This window comes from Flavobacterium frigoritolerans (assembly GCF_025847275.1).
GTDB lineage: Bacteria > Bacteroidota > Bacteroidia > Flavobacteriales > Flavobacteriaceae > Flavobacterium > Flavobacterium frigoritolerans.
Map to the genome: position 1 here is coordinate 123,996 of NZ_JAOZEV010000006.1, position 21,627 is coordinate 145,622.

A 21,627-nucleotide genomic window follows, 5' to 3' on the forward strand; every position below is an offset into this window, starting at 1 on the left:
TTATCTTAGTTTTAATGTTACAATAGATAATATGGCCAACATAATCGCGACAATCCAAAATCGGGTTACAATCTTACTTTCGTGATACCCTTTTTTCTGGTAATGATGATGTAATGGCGACATCAGGAAAATCCTTCGTCCTTCGCCAAAACGTTTTTTTGTATATTTAAAATAAGCTACTTGAATAATTACCGAAGCACTTTCTGCTAAGAAAATACCACAGAATAAAACAATCAACATTTCTTTACGAACAGCAATTGCCAAAACAGCTATGATTCCTCCAATTGTTAAACTTCCTGTATCTCCCATAAAAACAGATGCAGGAAACGAGTTGTACCACAAAAACCCAATTAATGCACCTACGAAGGCGGATATAAAAACGGTCATTTCTCCCGAATTGGGGATATACATTATATTGAGGTAATTCGAGAAAATAATATTTCCGGATAAGAACGTAAATATTCCGAGCGCGAGGACGGACACTGCCGAAGTTCCCGCTGCAAGACCATCTATTCCATCGGTTAAATTAGCTCCATTAGAAACTGCTGTGATAATAAAAATTACAACTGGAATAAAAATCAACCAAGCCCATTTTTCATATCCTTCGCCTGTCCAAGCTAATAATTCGGCATAGTCGAATTCATTATTTTTAAAGAAAGGAATAGTCGTTACAGTCGATTTCTCTTCAAGTAATGCTGGAACGATAACACTCGTTGTTGATTGTACTCTATAAATATCACTATTACCAGTATCGGTTCTTACGGTAACATTTGGGCTAAAATAAAGCACTGACCCTACAATTATACCTAAACCTACTTGACCTATAACCTTAAAAATTCCTTTAAGTCCTTGTTTATCTTTTTTGAAAATCTTGATATAATCATCAACAAAACCAATTACTCCCATCCAAAGTGTGGTTACAATTAGCAATACGATATAAATATTATGCAGTTTAGCAAACAACAAAACAGGCACAAGGGTAGCAAATATGATAATTAAACCTCCCATTGTTGGTGTACCAGCTTTTTCATTTTGACCAGCTAATCCAAGCTCACGAACCGTTTCACCTACTTGTTGATTCCTAAGGAAATTGATAATTCTTTTTCCGTAGATTGTTGATAAAAGCAACGAAAGCAAGAAAGCCAAAGCCGATCTAAATGTGATGTACTGAAAAACTCCTGTCCCTGGCACATCTAATGTTTTGTCTAAATATTCAAATAAATAGTATAGCATATATCTGGTTTTATTTGTTTAGTTGTGCTAAAATTTCCTTAACTATCTTCATGTCATCAAAATCATGACGTACTCCATTTACTTCTTGGTACGTTTCGTGTCCTTTACCTGCTATTAAAATAATATCGTTGGGCTGTGCCAATTGACAAGCTGTTTTTATTGCTTGTTTGCGATCTGTAATTGCCAATGTTTTTTTATAATTTTGAGGTTCAACACCTTTTTCCATCTCACTAATTATAGTTTCCGGATCTTCATTTCTAGGATTATCAGATGTAAATATTGCCTTATCACTTAGCTCTGAACCAATTTGTGCCATAATAGGACGCTTGGTTTTATCTCTATTTCCTCCACAACCTACAACCGTAATTAATTGTTCATTTTTAGTACGAATATCGTTTATGGTTTTCAATACATTTTCTAATGCATCTGGCGTATGAGCATAATCTACAATCGCTGTGATATTAGAATCTGACACTATAAATTGAAAACGTCCTGAAACACTTTCTAAATCCGATAATAAACGTAAAGCTTCAAGACTATCAATCCCTAATTCGATAGCTGTTCCGTAGATAGCCAATAAATTATAAGCATTAAATGTTCCTATTAATTTTACCCAAACTTCATTATCATTAATTTTCAATAACAATCCTGATAATTGGTTTTCTAAAATTTGCGCTTTATAATCAGCATACGTTTTTAAAGCATAAGTACGTTTTTGAGCGACTGTATTTTGTAACATTACAGCCCCATTTTTATCATCGATATTTGATAATGCAAATGCCGTTTTTGGTAATGAATCGAAAAAAGACTTTTTTACATCTCTATACTCTGCAAAAGTTGGATGATAATCCAAATGATCATGTGATAAATTTGTAAAAATCCCTCCTACAAAATGTAAGGCTTCAGTTCTTTTTTGATGAATCCCGTGTGAACTTACTTCCATAAAACAATACGTAACTCCAGCTTCAATCATTTCATTTAAATAATGATTGATTGTAATCGAATCTGGTGTTGTATGAGTTGCTTTATACTCTGTCTCGTCAACCAATATTTTTACTGTAGAAAGTAATCCAACTTTAAATCCTGCTTTTTTGAATAATTGATACAACAATGAAGCAATTGTAGTTTTCCCGTTTGTTCCAGTAATACCAACTAATTTTATTTTTTCTGATGGATTATCAAAATAATTAGCTGCCATAAAAGCCAAAGCTGAATTGGTATCTTTAACTTTAATATAAGTAACTTCTTTTGCCAAAACGGCTGGTAATGTATCGCAAATAACAGCAGTTGCCCCAAGTTCAATTGCTTTTTGAATATAATCATGACCATCTGAAAGTGTACCACGAATGGCAACAAAAACATCATTAGTTTCTATCTTTCTAGAATCAAAATCTATTTTATGAATAGCAATATCCGTTGAACCCGTTACTGATTCAATAGCTACTTTGTATAATATGTCTTTTAATATGTTCACGATAATTCTAATACTATAGTTGTGTTTTTAGCTATATTCTCTCCTACCTTAAGCGATTGTTTTTTCACTTTTCCTATTCCGTTAACCTTTACTTTAAGCCCTAAATTTTCAAGTAAAGCAATTGCATCCATACCCGCCATTCCTTTTACATCTGGAATAGACTGTTTCTTTTGTACTTGGGTATAATATGCGTTATAATTGTTCTCTTGTTTTGATACCTTGCCGTCTATTTTATTAATCGTATTTGCAGATGGTGCATCTGTAAAAATCTTTTGTGCTATTCTTTTAAAAACAGGCCCTGCAACATCGGCTCCATAATAATTATTTCTGGATGTATTTGGTTTATGAACAACCACAATACAAGAATATTTAGGATGGTCTGCTGGGAAATATCCAACAAAAGAAGATGCATAATACAACCCTGCTCTCCCTGCATTTCCGTAATTTACCATTGCTGTTCCTGTTTTACCTGCCATCGAAAAATCTTTGGAATATAATTTAGAACCCGTTCCTTTTTTAACCACATTCGCTAAAACTGCTTTTAACTTATTAATGGTTTCTTGCGAACATATTTTAGGATTTAAAACTTCGACATCAAACTTCTTAATCGTTCTATTCCATTCTTTTATCTCCGAAACAAACTGCGGCTTAACCATAACTCCATTATTTGCAACCGAATTATAATAAGTCAACGTTTGCAAGGGCGTTACCGAAACATTATATCCAAAAGCCATCCACGGCAATGTAACTCCCGACCAATGTTTATCTCCAGGTTGTGGAATATATGGTCTTCCTTCTCCTTCAAAAGGCAATCCCAATCTTTTATTTAATCCGTATCCTTTAATATGATTTACAAATTTGGATGGGTTGTTTTTATAATTATCATACACCGCCTGAACCATTACCGTATTAGATGATAATTCAAAACCTCTTGCCAATGATATTTTTCCGTAACCACCTATACGTGAATCACGAACGGAACGTCCGTAATATTTTACTACCCCACCGTGAGTGTCGTAAACAGTATTGGTATCCGCAACTTTATCTTCTAAAATTGTCATTAAATCAACTAGTTTAAAAGTTGATCCTGGCTCATGCGATTCGGCTACAGCATAATTTGTTGTTTCATAATAAGAACCATCATCTGCTCTACCTAGGTTAGAAATTGCTTTAATATGTCCAGTTTCTGTTTCCATTACTACTACACAACCATGATCTGCTTCATAATCTTCTAATTGTTTTAGTAATGCGTGATGCGCGATATCCTGAATAAAAACATCTATAGTCGATATTACATCGTAACCATCTTGTGGATCTACCTCGTTTACATCACGAATAGGTTTCCATTGACCTTTTGCAATTTTTTGTTTTAGGATTTTACCATCTTTCCCATTCAAATAATTTCTAAACGCCCATTCGATTCCTTTTCCCATTGACTCTCCATTGACACCGCCTTTATCATAACCAATAGTACGTTCGGCAATTTTACCAATAGGATGTTCTCTTACCGTTTCTTGCTCAACAATAATTCCTCCTTTATAAGCTCCCAAATTAAATAATGGAAACCCTTTTATTTTCATGTAATCTGTATAGCTCAATTTTCGAGCTATCAAAAAATATCTGTTTTTATTGGCTCTAGCCTTTCTTAACTCATTTTGATAATAACCACTTGGTCTTCCTAAAACAATAGACAAAGAATCCGAAAGTAATTTTACATTTTTCTCGAATACTTCCGTTTTAGGCGTAACAGCATCAAATCTAATTTCATAATTAGGAATAGAGGTCGCCAAAAGACTTCCATCGGCAGAATAAATATTCCCTTTATTTGCAGGAATAATAAAATTCTTAACGGTACGTTGCTTGGCTAATTTTCTATAATAATCCCCCTCAACCCACTGAATATTAGTTAACTTTACGACAATACCAATTGCCATCAAAAAGATGAAAACTGCTACCAGATAAATTCTGTAGGATATATTTTTATCGTCTACTGCCATATGCGTTTAAAAAAGCTCTTTTCTTTTTCTTTCTTCACTTCAATTTTAATCGGCGGAACTGTTGATGGATAAATTTCTTTACTAAGCATTTTTTCCGATACTGTCGATTCCATTTTCAACTTCATCAATTCCGAACGTCTGTCTACAAACTCCGATCGCAATTCCTTTACTTCATTATTCAATTTTGCAATTTCAAAAACCTTTTGTTCGTATCGTTGTGTATTTGCAATCATTATTATTGCTAGCAAAATGATAAAAACGATAAAACGCCAATTTTTCATCGCGTCATCATTAATAAGAAATCTTGCTTTTAATATGTCAAATACTCCGTGTTTCATTATACCTTATTATAGTACTATCTTTTTTCAGCAATTCTTAGCTTTGCACTTCTAGCCCTGTTGTTTATTTTAATTTCTGCATCATCTGGCACTATTAGCTTTCCGATTGTTTTAAATGGAACTGAAAAATTTCCATAAAAATCACGTTCTGGCTCTCCTTCAAACATTCCGTTTTTAATAAAACGTTTCACCAGTCTGTCTTCTAATGAGTGATAAGAAATAACACTTAATCTTCCGCCTGGATTTAATATTTCTAACGATTGCTCGATAAATTCTTTTAACACATCCATCTCTTGATTTACCTCGATACGAATTGCTTGATAAATCTGAGCCAATATTTTATTACGAACTCTTTCAGGTAAATATTTTGCCAAAACTTCTTTTAATTCATCTGTAGTCTTGATAACCTTATTTTCTCTGGCTTCTACAATTGTTCTTGCCAGAACAGGAGCATTTTTCAATTCACCATAATCTAGAAAAACTCTTCGTAAATCTTGTTCGTCATATTCATTAACCACACGATACGCATTCAAATCATTCTTCTGACTCATTCGCATATCTAGCTCAGCATCAAAACGAGTAGAAAAACCTCTTTCGGCAACATCAAATTGATGTGATGAAACACCTAAATCTGCCAAAATTCCATCTACTCCTCTTACACCATGAAAACGCAAGAACCTTTTAATGAATCTAAAATTTTCATTTATCAAAGTAAACCTCTCGTCTGGCAAAGCATTTGCCAAAGCATCTTCATCTTGATCAAAAGCAAATAATTTTCCGTTTGGCCCTAGCCTGCTTAAAATCTCTTTTGAATGTCCCCCACCTCCAAACGTTACATCTACATAAATGCCGTCAGGCTTAATATTCAAGCCATCTACTGTTGGATGAAGCAAAACCGGATTATGATATTCCATTGTCGTCGTCATTTATATTTCCCATTACTTCTTCGGCTAAATCTGCAAAATCCATATCTTCGCCGCTAATTGATTTTTCGTATAACTCTTTATCCCATATTTCAACAATATTCACCGCAGATGAAAACACCACGTCTTTCGAAATACCTGAAAATGTCATTAGATCCTTCGGAACTAATAAACGTCCTAATGCATCAATCTCAACAATCTTAACTCCAGCGGTAAACCTTCTGATAAAATCATTATTTTTCTTTACAAAACGATTCAGCTTATTAATTTTCTGCATCATCAAATCCCATTCTTCCATCGGATACAACTCCAAACAAGTCTGAAACACGGAACGCTTCAAAACAAATCCGTTTTGAAGTGAGGTAGCCAACTGCTTTTTCAAGGGAGCAGGCATTAGCAGCCTCCCTTTAGCATCGACTTTACACTCATATGTTCCTACAATTGTGTTCAAAAAAAAGTATGGTTATGTTATACAGCAAAAATATAAAAAATATTACCACAATTTACCACTAAATACCACTTTGTTGATAAGTTTAACCACTTTTAGCCAAAAACTCTTAAATTATGCACAGTCAGATTGTTAGCTATTTCAAAAATTAGCTGTAAGAATGATTCTACATAACAAAAAATGAAGTAAGCATATTGAAAAATCTAAGCCTCTTTTTGGCAATTTTCATGAGAAAAAAGAAAAAAATAAAAACATCTAGCAACTGATTTTTAGCCATTTATTTCTTCGACTAAAATTATCTAGTTAAAAATTGTTTTCAAAAATCCATATTTATGTATTAAACCCTATATTTGTCCAAATTGAAATCGGTATTTAGTTAGATGGATAAACATTACAAAAAAGAAGGCAGATACAGCTATTATGAAGCTGGAGAAGGGACACCTATTGTTATATTACATGGCCTCATGGGAGGACTTAGTAACTTCGATGCCGTAGCCGAATATTTTTCAAATAAAGGGTACAAAATAGTAATCCCCGATTTACCGATATACACACAAAGCATCTTAAAAACCAACGTAAAAAGTTTTGCCAAATACGTTAAAGACTTTATCACATTCAAAGGATTTGATAAAGTTATTTTACTAGGGAATTCATTAGGTGGTCACATTGCACTATATCACACGAAATTATATCCAGAAAAAGTAATCGGACTTGTAATAACAGGAAGTTCAGGTCTTTACGAAAGCGCAATGGGTGATAGTTATCCTAAAAGAGGAGATTACGAATACATAAGAAGAAAAGCTGAAGATGTATTTTATGATCCAAAGATTGCAACTCCCGAACTTATTGATGAAGTTTATGCCTCTGTAAATGATCGCATAAAATTGATAAAGACACTTACCATTGCAAAAAGCGCCATTCGTCATAACATGGCAAAAGATTTACCAAAAATGCAAGTTGAAACTTGTATCATCTGGGGTAAAAATGACAAAGTAACTCCTCCGGACGTAGCCGAAGAGTTTAACAAATTACTTCCTAACTCTTCTTTATATTGGATTGACAAATGCGGACATGCTGCCATGATGGAACATCCAGAAGAGTTTAATAAAATTCTTGAAGAATGGTTGAAAAAAACCAATTTATAATAAACACTTTCGAATTTGAGGAGGTTTTAGAAATAGTATAGATATGAAAATAAATACCGCCGAATTTATAATCAGTAATTCAGATGTTAGCAAATGTCCTAAGGACTTCTTGCCTGAATATGCTTTTATAGGAAGATCAAACGTAGGAAAGTCTTCTTTGATCAACATGTTGACCAATCATAAAAACTTAGCAAAAACTTCGGGTCGCCCTGGAAAAACGCAATTGATAAATCATTTCCTGATTAACAACAATTGGTTCCTTGTCGATTTACCAGGATATGGTTATGCTAAAGTTTCTAAAAAAACAAAATCTGTTTTTCAACAGTTCATCACCGATTACTTTGAAACCCGCGAACAATTAGTTTGTGCTTTTGTATTAATCGATATTCGTCATGAAGCCCAAACTATCGATATTGAATTTATGTCGTATATGGGGGAAAGTGAAATTCCGTTTTGCATTATTTTCACGAAAGCTGACAAAATCAGTAAAACAAAAATTGATTCTCATATTGCCGCTTACAAAAAGAAAATGTTTGCCAATAACTGGGCCGAAATGCCACATTATTTTGTAACATCAGCAACAGAATCTACTGGTAAAGACGAAGTCTTAAACTACATCGACGAAGTAAACCAAGAGGTATTTAAAAATAATAGTCAGTTTTAGAAATCCTTTTCAGAGATAAAAAAAATCCCAAAATTAAAAATTTTGGGATTTTTTATTTGTCTCAATTACGACTTCTTCAATTCTAGTTTTTCTGCAAAATAATCACAGAAATCTTTCATAGTATCCGACATTTTCTCATCATCTGTAGCACGCTTAAATGTATCAGCCATTGCTACTAAAGTTTGATGAAAGAAAATTTTCATTTCATCTACTGGCATATCTTTCGTCCATAAATCAATACGCATAGTTTCCTGTACTTTACTATCCCAAATAGAAAGCATAATTGCTTTTGCATCTTGGGCTTCTACTCCTCCATCTTTTGCTGACCATTTTAATTTTTCTGGTACTCGATTTTCATCTAACTCTATAAGGAATTTAATTTCTGAGGTTTGTTTATTATCTGACATTACTTTTTAGGTTTATATTTTGACTTTTCAAAAATTTCTTTTGCGTTGGTTTTTAATAATTGTTCTATTGACACATCATTGTTTTTCATATACGAACGTACAATTTGCCATCCAATCCAGGTTCCAACGCGTCCTGGAGATTCGTTATCTATTTCGAGGTAAAATTTAGAAAATGGTGCTGTATTTATAAATCGTGACGCAAGTTTTACTTCATCACTATACAACATCTCTTTTTCTATAAAATAGCGCCACATATAGCCTTCATTTTCCTCACACCATTTTATTTGTTCTGGTGTATATCCTATTTTATCTGCATCGGTATAATCAGGTAAAAGCAGATCTTTTAAATACAATTGCTTTCCATAATACACCATCTTGTTTATTAAATTTTTATCTGTAATTGGCGAAATTTTCTTCAATGAAAAACTAGAAACCACATCTGGCATAATTTGCTTTTCTTCAAAATTCTCCTTTATATAATTCGGAAACTGATAGAACTTATGTTCTTTTCCTAAATACAATTCAAGCGCAACAATAACCAAGCTATCTGCATAAATTGCTTTATTATTATAATCCATTTCGGATATTATAGTAATTACTTTAGGCGTTTTTGTTTTAGGAAAATAATACTCTATATGCTGAAACAAACTATTAAACTCTTTGCGAACTGGCTCAAAGTCTCCATACTTCTTTTGAACTTCAGAATACAACTCTCTCCAAAGTGGATTTTGCATCTTCTCCAACCAAACCGAGTCATCATTTCCTTCTGGAAAGAAAAAAGGATACTCTTTTTTTACTTTAGCTAAATCCTTGGGTTGGGTTTCAAAAAACACTTTATCAAAACGTTCCACTTTAATATCTACTGGAATTTCTTCTACTGCTTTTTCAATTTTGCTTTTTTTATCACATGACAAAAAAAAGACACATAGAGCGATAGCAAACCGATATATTTTCATTTTATTTTAATTAAGTTTGTGTTGCAAATTCTATTAAGTAATGACTACTTAAATATAATTGTGCAAATATACATTCCTGTATTTTAAAACTTAAACTATTATGGCTAAAAAAAGCACTATTCAAACAGAAAAAGTAAATACCTACATTGTAGAGTGGTTAAAAGATTATGCCACCAATGCTAAAGTGAATGGTTTTATTATAGGAATTTCTGGTGGTGTGGACTCTGCTGTAACCTCAACATTATGTGCTCAAACTGGATTAAAAGTTTTATGTGTAGAAATGCCAATACATCAAGCTCCAAATCAAGTTTCCAGAGGAAGAGAACATATCGTTCAGCTAAAAAAACGCTTCCCAAATGTTTCTAATATAGAAACTGACTTAACAAGTACATTTGAAGCTTTTAAAGCATCAACTCCAAGTGATGCTGATATCGCTAAGGTTAATTTATCTCTAGCTAACACTCGTGCTCGTTTACGCATGACCAGTCTATATTATCTAGCAGGCATTCATGGTTTGTTAGTTGCTGGAACAGGAAACAAAGTTGAAGATTTTGGAGTAGGTTTTTACACAAAATACGGAGATGGTGGCGTAGATTTGAGTCCAATTGCCGATTTAATGAAATCTGATGTGTATGCATTAGGGGTATTTCTTAAAATTCCGGACTCAATTTTAACAGCTGCACCTACTGATGGTTTATTTGGAGATAACAGAACAGACGAAGACCAATTAGGTGCAAGTTACGATGAATTAGAATGGGCCATGTTAGCCGATGAGCTAGGAAAATCAGCTACTGACTTTACAGGACGAGAAAAAACTGTTTTCGAAATATACAAGAAATTAAACACAGCCAACCAACACAAAATGAACCCAATACCTGTGTGTTCTTTACCTAAAAAGTTAAAATAATCATTTTTATGTTGATTTACAATAAATTACAGAATTTATTTATTAATTTTACAATTCCAAAAAAAAATGAACAATTCTTAAAAAGGTAAAACTATGATTAAAGTATGTTTAGCAGACAACCACCCTGTGACGCACTTTGGCGTTAAGTCGTATTTTAAAGACCATGATGACATTTCAATCGTTGCAAATGTAGGTAACTTTACGATGGTAAAAGACATTCTTCAAACTAAAGACATTGATATTCTTATTTTAGATTTAGAATTAGAAGGTCTTGCAAGTATTTTTGAAGTTAAGTCTATTCTTAAAAACTTCCCTAAAACAAAAATCATCATCTTCAGTAATCTTTCTGAACAAATGTATGCTCCAAATGCCATAAAAGCTGGTGTTTCAGGATACATTCACAAAACAGAAAAACTAGAAACTCTGGGGATTTCGATTATCAAAGTACACGAAGGGAAAATTATCATCAATGAAACTGTACGTAAAAACATGGCATTGATTGCAAAACAAAGCAAAAGTGAACGTTTATATCGAAAACTATCAAACAGAGAAATTGAGGTATTACGCTACTTAAGCGATGGTAAGAAAAACAATGAGATTTCTAAAATTCTAAATCTTAACGAAAAAACAATTAGTACTTACAAACTAAGGTTACTAACTAAATTAAACGTTACCAATTTAGTAGACTTGGTTAATAAAGCCAAAACATTAGAAATTATTTAAGTATGGTAACGGGACATCACTCTCCCTAATTTTCTCGAAAACGAATTAATTAATTTTGAGTAGTCCATAACCATCATCAAAAGCTCCATATTATCTTCCTTCGGATTTGATACTATGGAGCTTTTTAATTCTTCAATTATCTTATCCACCAAAAACCAACGCATAGACATAATTGTCTCGGTTACATATTGACTTATTGATTCTGATTTACCTTTTGAAAAAATATTTTGCCCTTCCCAATCATGAAGTGTAACTTTTTCATCTTCCATCAAAATATCCGTTACTTCTTGAGCAAATTCAGGCTGCAAACGCATTAAATACTGCTCCAAACTAAATTTTTCATTCTGATGATAGAACGCAATTAAACCTGTAAAAATATCTCGGAAAAGAGTATTAGAAAGCTCTACCTCATCTTCCTGCAAACTCAAATAAATTCGCTGAAAAACTTTGTACTCTTTCTTTTCAGTGACAGTTTCGATTTCGCCTTCTCCATTATTTCTCAAGAAAACATCTTCAAACACTTCTGTCTTATCTCCATAAAGCAATAAGATCTCAATTACTTTACGTTCTAAATGATATAAAATATCAATTTTTTCTACTTGCTGTTGTTCCGGATATCCCGGCTCCCCTGGATAATCCTCAGGCGGTCCGTTTCTTGGATCTTCTGGATCTCCTCCTGAATACCCTGTATATTTTGGTTTTTGGTTTCTATGAACTTCAAAAGGTTTTTGTTCCTGCTTTTGCTTTTTACCAGCTTCTGCAATATCTTTTTGAATCAACTGTGCCAAAGTACTCACAAGTACCTGCTCAGAAATATCCATAATTCGCGCACATTCCTGAACGTAAATTTCACGCTGAATCCTATCTGGAATTTTAGAAATACTCGTAACCATATCCCGAATCAAATCGGCTTTCTTTATAGGATCATTTTTTGCTTCATCCATTAATAATGAAGCCTTAAACTGAATAAAGTCTTTAGCGTTTTCCTCTAAGTATTTGACTAAATCCTCATACGGAGTTTTTCTAGCAAAACTGTCCGGATCATCACCATCGGGAAAAGTACATACTCTTACATTCATTCCTTCTTCAAGAATCAAATCGATTCCTCGAATAGAAGCTCGTAATCCCGCAGCATCTCCATCAAAAAGCACGGTGATGTTTTTTGTTAACCGGTTTACCAATCGGATCTGATCAGGTGTTAATGCAGTTCCCGAAGAAGCAACAACGTTTTCTATCCCTGCTTGATTGAACTGAATCACATCTGTATATCCTTCTACCAAAAAACAGTTGTCTTGTTTTGCAATAGATTGCTTAGCCTGAAAAATACCATACAATACTTTACTCTTATGGTAAAGCTCGCTCTCTGGTGAGTTTAAATATTTTGCAGCTTTTTTATCATTAGTAAGTATTCGGCCTCCAAAACCCAAAACACGTCCCGACATACTTTGTATCGGAAACATAACCCTTCCTTTAAATCTGTCAAATGGGCGATCTTCTTTTGGAATTGTTAATCCTGTACTTTGTAAGAACTCTAATTTATATCCCTGGCCAAGCGCTTCTTTGGTCAAAGCATCCCAAGTCTCGGGAGAATATCCCAGTTCGAATTTTTTTATTGTCTCGTTAGTAAAACCTCTTTCTTTAAAATACGAATATCCTATTGCCTGACCTTCATCTGTATTTAAAAGAACATTATGAAAATACTTTTTTGCAAATTCCGAAACCAAATACATACTTTCACGAACATCTGTTATCGCTTTTTCTGCATCCGTTTGTTCTGTTTCTTCAATCTCAATATTATATTTTCTGGCAAGATACCGAATGGCTTCTGGATATGTAAACTGTGAGTGCTCCATTAGGAATTTAACCGAATTCCCTCCTTTTCCAGTACTAAAATCTTTCCAAATACCTTTTACTGGCGACACCATAAAGGATGGAGATCGCTCATCTGAGAATGGACTCAATCCTTTAAAATTACTTCCTGCTCGTTTTAAATTAACAAAATCGCCAATTACCTCCTCTACTCGAGCAGTTTCAAAAACGGTATCTATGGTATTTTGTGAAATCAAAACGTATTTATTTTTTAAAGATTGAAGCCTGTAAAATTACACAAATCAAATTTCATATTTGAATTATATGAAACAAAAAAAGCACTCCTTTCGAAGTGCTTCATTACTAAAAAACTAACTCAATTTATTAATTTAAATCAAAACGCAATCCTAATGAAACATTATTTTGTTTAATCTCATTATCAGTAAATAAAGGATTCAAGTCATATTTTAAATACAGGCTGACATCTTTATAGCCCATATATGTACTCAATCCGTAAATAAAGTTATTTACGTTATAATCTCCTTTAGCTATTACTTTTTCCTTTATATCGTCTTGATCGTATTTCAGAATCTGTTTTGATTTGACATTGATTCCTGCATAACCTCCAATTCCAAAACGAAAACTTTTATGTGTTCTAAAATAGGTTTTTCCATTCTCTGTCTTACTTCCAGAAAAATCAAACTCTAAGTGTAGTGGCATCACTAAATAAACATTTCTAAAACGAGAATCATCTAAGTTTATCGGATTAACTTCTAAAACTGTTTGCTTTCCATCTACCACAAAATTACGATTCTCAGTAGGTCGAAGATTATTGTACATCAATGACAATCCGTATTTAGCATGCAATAAATTATGATCTTTCAAAATCCTTGAATTAAATGTGAAACCCCATTCGTAAAAATGCGACCCCATAAATCTATAATCTGAATTTTTTATACTACCATCCGTTACCAAATTATTTAATCCTGCAGCAAAAACAAATTGCGATGTAGTTCTCTTTTCTCTATAAATTGAATCTTTATCTTTCCCACATCTTTTACAGTCAAAACTAATTATATAAGTACGAGTAGAATCTTTTTCCTTTATTTTTCCATCTACTTTTTGTTGAACCAAATCATTTAATTCATTTTGGGCAACTGTAACTTTTTGTTCAATTATAATCGCTCTTGCTTCTGCTAATTGTATTTTCTTTTTATCAGCCTCTTCTTTTGTGATTTTTCCCTCTGAAAGTTGCACATTCACAACCTCAACTTCTTGCTTTAAAGCTGCTTTTTCTTCTTTAGTTACTTTCTCTATATTATTAGCAATTCGTTTCGCTCTGGATTCGAATGTTTCCTGACCTACCATTTTACTAACAAATAAAAATAGGGTGAAGATTAAATAAATGGTAAAATTTCTCATGGTGATTTTTTTAAGATTGATTGATGATGATTTTTAATTTGAATGATTTTAATTCTGCAAAAGCTTATTCTTCAACATTTCTGTTTGCCAAAGCTACTTTTACGGTTTGATAATTTTTGTTAACTTTATTGATTACTTTTTCTCTAAACGAAAGTTCCAACTCCCCATCGACTTGTGAAAGCAAATCGTTAGCATTAATCTTCACTTTGTTTTTTTGCTGAACTCCTTTATCCATTGCTAATGTTTTTTCTGCTGAAGTTAACAATTGATCCACAGTTGCATTTTTTGAATTATCTGCAATTGCAATTTGATTGATTTTTGATTCTGTTTTTTGATTGTTTTTCCAATTCTCTCTATTGGTTTCTTTGATGATTGAACGCTCCGCTACTTGATTTTGATTAATTCTGTTTTGATTTACTTTTTCGCTTTTCCTTTCATGAACTTCCTCAGTTTCTTTTACAACAACTGCATTCGATTTTAAAGGTTTTAAAATTATTTTATCCTCTATAATATTGTTTGGCTTTGCAATCGAATCTTTCACTTGCACCTCTTTAACAACAATATCATTTTCTGGATTATGAACTGTAGTTTCTCTTTGATTGAAATAAACAGTACACACCAACAAAAATCCTATAAAACCTGCTGCAACATACATCCAAGTATGTTTTCGCTTTGGTTTAACTTCTTCAGCAACATTTAACATTGCATCCAATCGATCCCAAGCTTTATCACTAGGTTTAATTTCCCTTACATTTAGTTTTTCACGAAACTCTTTTTCTAATTTACTCGGTTCCATTTTCTTGTTTTTTTAATGTAATTATTTGCTTTTGTAGCATTTTTCGAGCATGTGATAATTGTGATTTCGATGTTCCTTCATTAATCCCTAACATTGTCGCAATTTCGTTATGTTTATACCCTTCGATAGCATATAGATTAAAAACCATCTTATAACCATCTGGTAAATTATCTATTAAAAACTGTATTTGATCTGTTGATAATTGACTCTCGATACCATTAAAGCTTTCTTCGGTATAATTCTCATCTTCTATAAACTTTATTTTTTTGTGAACCCGCAAATACGATATACATTCATTAACCATTATTCTTCGAATCCATCCTTCAAAACTTCCTTTATTTTCAAATCTTTTAAGATTCGTAAAAACTTTCATAAATGATGTTATCATTACATCTTCGGCTAATTGAATGTCTTTAATATACTGTCGGCAAACACTTAGCATTTTTGAAGAAAACTTACTGTATATCAGCTGTTGCGCCTGTCGATTATTATCGATTGCCAACTGAATAATTTCAGTTTCTTCTTGATGTAAATGGATTACTTTCATAAAAACGTAATAGAAAATTTCAAAAAAATGATTCCGTAAAAATTAACTCAAATAATAGCATTATAAATTGCCCGCTTAAAATCAAACCGACTTCTATTAGCATAGACGCTTTACGATTAAAAAAGGTTGCATGGAGATTTAAATATTTAATGATAAAATATTCAAAAAACCAAAAAAACAATAATTAAACAACTGTACTACAGCTATTTAAAAATAAAAAAACTAGAAATTATTTGTTATTTTTTTCTTTCAATCACATAGTTCACCATCAAAGTCAAGGCTGCTTTGAATTCTGAATCTGAATAATTGTTGAGTAGTGAAAGTGCTTCTTGCTGAAACTCGACCATTTTATTTTCGGCGTAAGTCAAACCATTATTATCTTTTACAAAAGCAATAACTTCTTTTACTCGCTTTTTATCTTTATTATGGTTTTTGATAGAATTTATAAGCCAGCTTTTTTCCTTAGAAGTACAATTGTTCAGAACATGAATTAAAGGCAAAGTCATTTTTTGCTCTTTAATATCTATTCCGGTAGGTTTACCAATAGCTTCTTCACTATAATCGAATAAGTCATCTTTTATCTGAAATGCCATTCCTATAAGCTCACCAAATTTACGCATGTTCTCTACTTGAACTTCATCTTCTATAACCGATTTTGCGCCAAGTGCACAACAAGCAGCAATAAGTGTTGCTGTCTTTTTTCGGATAATTTCGTAATAAACATCCTCAGTAATATCAAGCCTTCTTGCTTTTTCTATTTGAAGTAATTCGCCTTCGCTCATTTCACGAACAGCAACAGAAATTATTTTAAGCAAATCAAAATCGCCATTATCTATAGAAAGTAGTAATCCTTTCGAGAGTAAATAATCTCCAACTAAAACTGCTATTTTATTCTTCCAAAGTGCATTGATTGAGAAAAAACCACGACGACGGTTGCTATCATCAACAACATCATCATGAACCAAAGTTGCTGTATGAATTAATTCTATAACTGATGCTCCACGATACGTTCGTTCGTTCACAATTCCCCCTGACACCATTTTTGCTGTCAAGAAAACAAACATAGGACGCATTTGTTTTCCTTTTCTATTTACAATATAATAGGTAATTCTGTTGAGCAAAGCCACCTTTGAAGTCATCGATTCATGGAACTTTTTTTCAAAAAGTTCCATCTCGCTAAAAATGGGCTGTTTTATTTGAGAAGTAATATTCATTTCGATTCCAAATATACTATTTTAAATAAAAAAACGTTGTGTATTTTATAGAAGTATATCAACATTTAGAACTTTTTATACACTATTCTTATTCAAGCAGACCTTATTTGCTCTAAAGTTCATTATTAGCTCAAGTCTAATTGTACCGTTACTATCTTAATTTCCTTTTTATAAAATACCATTAACTTAGAATCTCACTATTAATTTAATTCTGCAATTACAAAAAAACTGTATCCGAATAAATCCACTAAAAAACAGTACCTTTTTTTATACAAAAGAAAAAGCATTAAAAACAAGTAGTAACCCCCGTTTTTAATGCCTTTTTTATTTTATGTTTAATTTTATCTAAGCTTCAGCTTCTTTATTTGCCAATTGTCCACATGCTGCATCAATATCTTTTCCTCTGCTTCGACGTACTTTTACCACAACTCCAATATTTTCAAGTGCTTTTATATACGCATTAATTGATTCCTCAGAAGCTTGTTGAAACTCTCCATCATCAATTGGATTATATTCAATTAAATTGACTTTACAAGGCACATATTTACAAAACTTAACCAATGCATCAATTGATGCTTTGTCATCGTTAATTCCTTTCCAAACTACGTATTCGTATGAAACTTTACATTTCGTCTTTCTGTACCAATACTCTAGTGACTCTCGCAAATCTGCCAAAGGAAAATTTTTACTAAAAGGCATAATTCGTGAACGAATTTCATCGATCGCCGAGTGTAACGAAACTGCTAATTTGAATTTAACATCATCATCTGCCATTTTTTTAATCATCTTAGGGATTCCTGATGTCGATACCATAATACGTTTTGGCGACATTCCCAAACCTTCAGAAGACGTAATCATATCAATAGCCTTCATAACATTGTTATAATTCATAAGTGGTTCTCCCATACCCATAAAAACAATATTCGACAGCGGGTGATTGTAATACAAACGACTTTCTTTATCGATGGCTATTACCTGATCATAAATTTCAGCAGGCTCTAGATTACGCATTCTTTTTAATCTTGCTGTAGCGCAAAAATTACAATCTAAACTACAACCTACTTGGCTAGAAACACAAGCTGTAGTTCTTGTATCAGTTGGTATTAAAACGGACTCTACCACCAATCCGTCGTGTAATCGAACAGCATTTTTTACTGTACCATCGCTACTACGTTGCATTGTATCGACCTTGATATGATTGATAACAAAATTATCCTCAAGCATAGAACGTGTTGCCTTGGCAACATTCGTCATATCGTCAAAACTATGTGCTCCTTTACTCCATAACCATTCGTAAACTTGATTTCCGCGAAAAGCTTTGTCATTATTAGCGACAAAAAAATCGCGCAATTCCTCTTTTGATAAGGCTCGTATGTCTTTTTTCTCCATTTGCATGCTGCAAAGTTACTAAGTATTTATGGAAACCTTTTCATTCTAAAAAAACTTTACACATAATACATCAAAATCTTAAAATTTGGCACGAGAATTGTTTTTCGTATAGAAGAAAAATAATCTTACAAAGAGCTCATTCATTTAAATTTTGTAACTTTATTTTTTGCACGTTACGACCATTATATTTTTCCAACCTTAAAAAATTAATTTATTATGAAAAAACAAATCTTAAGTTTAGCTGTTATCGCCCTATTAGCATTCGCTGTACAATCTTGCGAAAAGAAAGAACCAAAACCTACTGAAGAAGAATTAACACTTGGTAACAAGGTAGACTCATTAACTACTGATATCAATGAAGTAAAAGACACTGCTGTAACCAAAGTAGAGGATGCTGCTAAAGATGTAAAAGACGCTACTAAAAAAGCTGCTGAAGATGTGAAAAACGCAACAGAAAAAGGAGCTAAAAAAGTAGAAGAAGCTGCAAAAGCTGCAAAAGACGGAACTGTGAAAACAGCAAAAGAAGTTAACGATGCTTTAAAAAAATAATTTTTATTTCAGATAAAAGCTAAAACCATCCGCATGCGGATGGTTTTTTTATACCAAAAAGTGTAGTAGATATTTTTGTATTTTTGCATTTCAAATTATAGACTATACAGCATGCATTTTATATCACAAGACTTAGAAGACTACATAGAACAGCACTCAGAAAAAGAACCTGAATTACTAGCGCGTTTAAACAAAGAAACCTATCAAAAAATACTATTACCACGCATGTTAAGCGGGCATTTTCAAGGCCGAGTTTTAAGTATGTTATCCAAATTAATTCGACCAGTCAACATTCTTGAAATTGGCACTTATACAGGTTATGCAGCCTTGTGTTTATGTGAAGGAATACAAGAAAATGGACAATTACATACAATTGATATTAAAGAAGAATTAATAGACTTTCAACGAAAGTATTTTGATCAATCGCCATGGGGAAAACAAATTTTCCAACACCTGGGTGAAGCCACAACTATTATCCCCACAATTGATGTGAAATTTGATTTAGTTTTTATTGATGCTGATAAAGAAAACTACCTTAATTACTACGAAATGATTGTTCCAAAAATGAATAAAGGCGGTATCATTTTATCTGATAATGTTTTATGGAGTGGTAAAGTCTTAGAACCATTACATCCAAATGATATTAGCACAAAAATACTTTTAGAGTACAACCAGCTTTTAAAAAATGACCCAAGAGTAGAAACAGTATTATTACCTATTCGAGATGGACTAACAGTTAGTAGAGTTCTTTAGAAAAGATACTAAGTTACTAAGGCACTAAGATTCTAAGTTTTTTTGATTAAAAAAAACTCAGTTACTCTCTACTTTAGCTGAAAATAATTCAGAAAAAAAACAGCAATAATGAAACATATCAATAAAATAAACTCCGAAGGTTTTGCAATTATAGATCACGTTTATAATGAAACTGAAATTGAAAAACTGATTTCGATAATTGAAAGTGTTACTAAAAACAAAGCTGAAAAGACAACCTTTAGAAAATCCGAAGATTTATTTGCTATAAGACAATTTCATAAAGAAATTCCCGAAGCATTAGAATATATCTTTAATCCGAATTTAAAGAATATCATCAAATCTAACTTCGGCGAAAATTATTTCATAACTAAATCTATATATTTTGACAAACCCGAAAAATCAAATTGGTTTGTTGCTTATCATCAAGATTTAACAATCTCGGTTGATAAAAAAATAGATATAGAAAATTTTGAAAACTGGACTACTAAACAGAATCAGTTTGCTGTGCAGCCTCCGAAAGATATTCTCGATAAAAATTTCACAATAAGAATTCATATTGACAAAACGACTAAGGATAATGGCGCTTTAAAAGTAATTAACAGTTCCCATTCTAAAGGAATTTGTAGAATCGAGAATATGGACTTTAAAAATGAAAAAGAAACAATTTGTGAAGTCGAAAAAGGGGGAATAATGATTATGAAACCATTGCTTTTTCATGCTTCAAATAAGACTACAAATAACGAAAGAAGAAGAGTTATTCATATTGAATTCAGTAATCAAGAACTACCAAATGGATTAGATTGGAGTGAAAGAACTAATCTATAACAAAAATTTTAAAGTTATAAGATTTAGTTATTAGTCGAGTTCTAAAAAAACAATCCTAATAGTTTCTAGTTAAGAGAAATAAAAAAAGGCTTTAAACGAAAGATTCAATATTTCGTTTAAAGCCTTTTCTGTTATAGAAAAATTTTATTCCTCCACAATGCGCAAGAGACAATCCAAATTTAAACTGGAAAATATCTTGCTTTTGCTTTCAGATATATTTTATAGATTAAGAATCCAATTGTTATCCCTACTAAATATCCGCAAAGAATATCTAACGGATAATGCAATCCTAAGTAAATGCGGCTGTAAGCAAAAATTAACGGCCATAAGAACAGGAATCCAAAATATTTAAAGTGCTTATTAAGTACTAAATATAAGAAAGTCGCAGCTGCCATTGAATTAGCGGCATGACCTGAGAAAAAACTGAATGATTTTCGGGATTGTACAATTCGAATAAACGAATTAATATCTGGATTATTACAAGGTCTTGAACGTTGTACTGTATACTTAACCGCATTAGTTAACTGATCGGTAAAGGCTATTAAAATTGCTATAAACAGGAGTAAATACAAGGTTTGTTTTGTCCCTATTTTTTTATAGATAAGATAAAGTAATAGTAAGAAAAGTGGAGTCCAATTTAATTGATTCGTAATTATCAACCAAAATTTATCATATGTTTCAGAACCTAATCCGTTAAGAAATACAAATAGATTTGTATCGAATTCTTGTATTTTTTCAAGCATTATATCTGACGTTTTATAGGCCCCGTAATGGAATCAATATCTTCTTTTGTTTTTTCAAATTGTGTGGTAGCATCTCCTAATAAATTAGTTTTTGCTTTCTCGATTTCAGAATTGATATTACCTGTCATATCATCCAAAGATTTTGCATCAAAACCATTCGCTTCTGCTCCTTTTTGGATTTCACTTTTAATATCATTGGTCGCATTTTTAAGTTGCGCCATAGCTTTACCCATTGTACGAGCAATTTCTGGCACTTTATCTGAACCAAAAAGCATAAGTACCACAAATAGTATAAAAACTAATTCTCCTCCTCCTATACCAAACATATCTTTTTTATTTTATGTGCCACAAAGATATTAAATTTT

General features: G+C 32.3%; 23 protein-coding genes. 7 read left to right on the forward strand and 16 right to left on the reverse strand.

The window, feature by feature from the left end; translation table 11 throughout:
• Genes mraY through OIU80_RS09955 form a run of 6 tightly spaced genes read right to left on the reverse strand, consistent with a single transcriptional unit; the run spans position 1 to position 6,416 of the window.
• Entirely contained in the window at positions 1-1,233 is a 1,233-nt protein-coding gene (mraY, locus tag OIU80_RS09930) for a phospho-N-acetylmuramoyl-pentapeptide-transferase (protein WP_264286860.1), read from the reverse strand.
• Positions 1,234-1,243: 10 nt separating this feature from the next.
• Positions 1,244-2,707, reverse strand: coding sequence for a UDP-N-acetylmuramoyl-L-alanyl-D-glutamate--2,6-diaminopimelate ligase (locus OIU80_RS09935; protein ID WP_264286861.1), 1,464 nt, complete (start codon positions 2,705-2,707; stop codon positions 1,244-1,246).
• Positions 2,704-4,704 carry a penicillin-binding protein gene (locus OIU80_RS09940; protein WP_264286862.1) on the reverse strand — a complete coding sequence of 667 codons (2,001 nt, stop codon included), beginning with the start codon at positions 4,702-4,704 and terminating at the stop codon, positions 2,704-2,706. Before OIU80_RS09940 ends, OIU80_RS09935 begins: the two co-directional genes overlap by 4 nt.
• Positions 4,695-5,042: an FtsL-like putative cell division protein gene (locus tag OIU80_RS09945; RefSeq protein ID WP_264286863.1), complete on the reverse strand. Its 348-nt coding sequence runs from the start codon at positions 5,040-5,042 to the stop codon at positions 4,695-4,697. The genes OIU80_RS09940 and OIU80_RS09945 overlap by 10 nt, the downstream gene beginning before the upstream one ends.
• Positions 5,043-5,059: 17 nt before the next feature.
• Positions 5,060-5,968, reverse strand: a complete 909-nt coding sequence (rsmH, locus tag OIU80_RS09950) for a 16S rRNA (cytosine(1402)-N(4))-methyltransferase RsmH (protein ID WP_264286864.1) — start codon at positions 5,966-5,968, stop codon at positions 5,060-5,062.
• The gene (locus OIU80_RS09955; RefSeq protein WP_035627611.1) at positions 5,943-6,416 is read right to left on the reverse strand and encodes a division/cell wall cluster transcriptional repressor MraZ; all 474 of its coding nucleotides are present in this window, start codon (positions 6,414-6,416) and stop codon (positions 5,943-5,945) included. The genes rsmH and OIU80_RS09955 overlap by 26 nt, the downstream gene beginning before the upstream one ends.
• A gap of 377 nt (positions 6,417-6,793) precedes the next feature.
• Between OIU80_RS09955 and OIU80_RS09960 the strand changes: the two genes are divergently transcribed.
• On the forward strand, positions 6,794-7,558 hold the full coding sequence (locus OIU80_RS09960) for an alpha/beta fold hydrolase (RefSeq protein WP_264286865.1): 765 nt from the start codon (positions 6,794-6,796) through the stop codon (positions 7,556-7,558).
• Between the two features lie 43 nt (positions 7,559-7,601).
• Positions 7,602-8,222: a ribosome biogenesis GTP-binding protein YihA/YsxC gene (yihA, locus tag OIU80_RS09965; protein WP_264286866.1), complete on the forward strand. Its 621-nt coding sequence runs from the start codon at positions 7,602-7,604 to the stop codon at positions 8,220-8,222.
• Positions 8,223-8,287: 65 nt separating this feature from the next.
• Here yihA and gldC read toward each other — a convergent pair whose 3' ends face one another.
• Positions 8,288-8,629: a gliding motility protein GldC gene (gldC, locus tag OIU80_RS09970; RefSeq protein WP_129540956.1), complete on the reverse strand. Its 342-nt coding sequence runs from the start codon at positions 8,627-8,629 to the stop codon at positions 8,288-8,290.
• Positions 8,629-9,585, reverse strand: coding sequence for a gliding motility lipoprotein GldB (gene gldB / locus OIU80_RS09975; RefSeq protein WP_264286867.1), 957 nt, complete (start codon positions 9,583-9,585; stop codon positions 8,629-8,631). Before gldB ends, gldC begins: the two co-directional genes overlap by 1 nt.
• Positions 9,586-9,685: 100 nt before the next feature.
• Here gldB and nadE point away from each other — a divergent pair, with 100 nt between their 5' ends.
• Both nadE and OIU80_RS09985 read left to right on the forward strand, forming a co-directional pair.
• Entirely contained in the window at positions 9,686-10,492 is an 807-nt protein-coding gene (nadE, locus tag OIU80_RS09980; RefSeq protein WP_264286868.1) for an NAD(+) synthase, read from the forward strand.
• 93 nt (positions 10,493-10,585) lie between these two features.
• Positions 10,586-11,215, forward strand: a complete 630-nt coding sequence (locus tag OIU80_RS09985) for a LuxR C-terminal-related transcriptional regulator (RefSeq protein WP_035618090.1) — start codon at positions 10,586-10,588, stop codon at positions 11,213-11,215.
• Here OIU80_RS09985 and dnaG read toward each other — a convergent pair.
• The 6 genes from dnaG to rlmN form a co-directional block, all read right to left on the reverse strand.
• Positions 11,212-13,281 carry a DNA primase gene (gene dnaG, locus OIU80_RS09990; protein ID WP_264286869.1) on the reverse strand — a complete coding sequence of 690 codons (2,070 nt, stop codon included), beginning with the start codon at positions 13,279-13,281 and terminating at the stop codon, positions 11,212-11,214. The two genes, OIU80_RS09985 and dnaG, sit on opposite strands and share 4 nt — an antisense overlap.
• 127 nt (positions 13,282-13,408) lie before the next feature.
• On the reverse strand, positions 13,409-14,446 hold the full coding sequence (locus tag OIU80_RS09995; protein ID WP_264286870.1) for a hypothetical protein: 1,038 nt from the start codon (positions 14,444-14,446) through the stop codon (positions 13,409-13,411).
• Positions 14,447-14,510: 64 nt separating this feature from the next.
• On the reverse strand, positions 14,511-15,242 hold the full coding sequence (locus OIU80_RS10000; RefSeq protein ID WP_264286871.1) for a hypothetical protein: 732 nt from the start codon (positions 15,240-15,242) through the stop codon (positions 14,511-14,513).
• Positions 15,229-15,789 (reverse strand): RNA polymerase sigma factor, encoded by a 561-nt coding sequence (locus tag OIU80_RS10005; RefSeq protein WP_264286872.1) that lies wholly within the window; start codon positions 15,787-15,789, stop codon positions 15,229-15,231. Before OIU80_RS10005 ends, OIU80_RS10000 begins: the two co-directional genes overlap by 14 nt.
• Before the next feature lie 236 nt (positions 15,790-16,025).
• On the reverse strand, positions 16,026-17,003 hold the full coding sequence (locus OIU80_RS10010; protein WP_264286873.1) for a polyprenyl synthetase family protein: 978 nt from the start codon (positions 17,001-17,003) through the stop codon (positions 16,026-16,028).
• Between the two features lie 345 nt (positions 17,004-17,348).
• Positions 17,349-18,398: a 23S rRNA (adenine(2503)-C(2))-methyltransferase RlmN gene (gene rlmN / locus OIU80_RS10015; protein ID WP_264286874.1), complete on the reverse strand. Its 1,050-nt coding sequence runs from the start codon at positions 18,396-18,398 to the stop codon at positions 17,349-17,351.
• A 210-nt stretch (positions 18,399-18,608) separates the two neighbouring features.
• On the opposite strand from rlmN, the gene OIU80_RS10020 reads away from it, so the two are divergent.
• From OIU80_RS10020 to OIU80_RS10030, 3 genes are all read left to right on the forward strand, one after another.
• The gene (locus OIU80_RS10020) at positions 18,609-18,941 is read left to right on the forward strand and encodes a hypothetical protein (protein ID WP_195736728.1); all 333 of its coding nucleotides are present in this window, start codon (positions 18,609-18,611) and stop codon (positions 18,939-18,941) included.
• Between the two features lie 111 nt (positions 18,942-19,052).
• Positions 19,053-19,694 (forward strand): O-methyltransferase, encoded by a 642-nt coding sequence (locus tag OIU80_RS10025; protein WP_264286875.1) that lies wholly within the window; start codon positions 19,053-19,055, stop codon positions 19,692-19,694.
• 108 nt (positions 19,695-19,802) lie between these two features.
• Positions 19,803-20,519 (forward strand): phytanoyl-CoA dioxygenase family protein, encoded by a 717-nt coding sequence (locus tag OIU80_RS10030; RefSeq protein ID WP_264286876.1) that lies wholly within the window; start codon positions 19,803-19,805, stop codon positions 20,517-20,519.
• A gap of 179 nt (positions 20,520-20,698) precedes the next feature.
• Here the strand turns inward: OIU80_RS10030 and OIU80_RS10035 are convergent, their stop codons facing one another.
• Positions 20,699-21,262 (reverse strand): phosphatase PAP2 family protein, encoded by a 564-nt coding sequence (locus OIU80_RS10035; RefSeq protein ID WP_264286877.1) that lies wholly within the window; start codon positions 21,260-21,262, stop codon positions 20,699-20,701.
• Complete coding sequence (locus OIU80_RS10040) at positions 21,262-21,588, reverse strand: Sec-independent protein translocase subunit TatA/TatB (protein WP_264286878.1); 327 nt, start codon at positions 21,586-21,588, stop codon at positions 21,262-21,264. Before OIU80_RS10040 ends, OIU80_RS10035 begins: the two co-directional genes overlap by 1 nt.
• Positions 21,589-21,627: the final 39 nt, after the last annotated feature.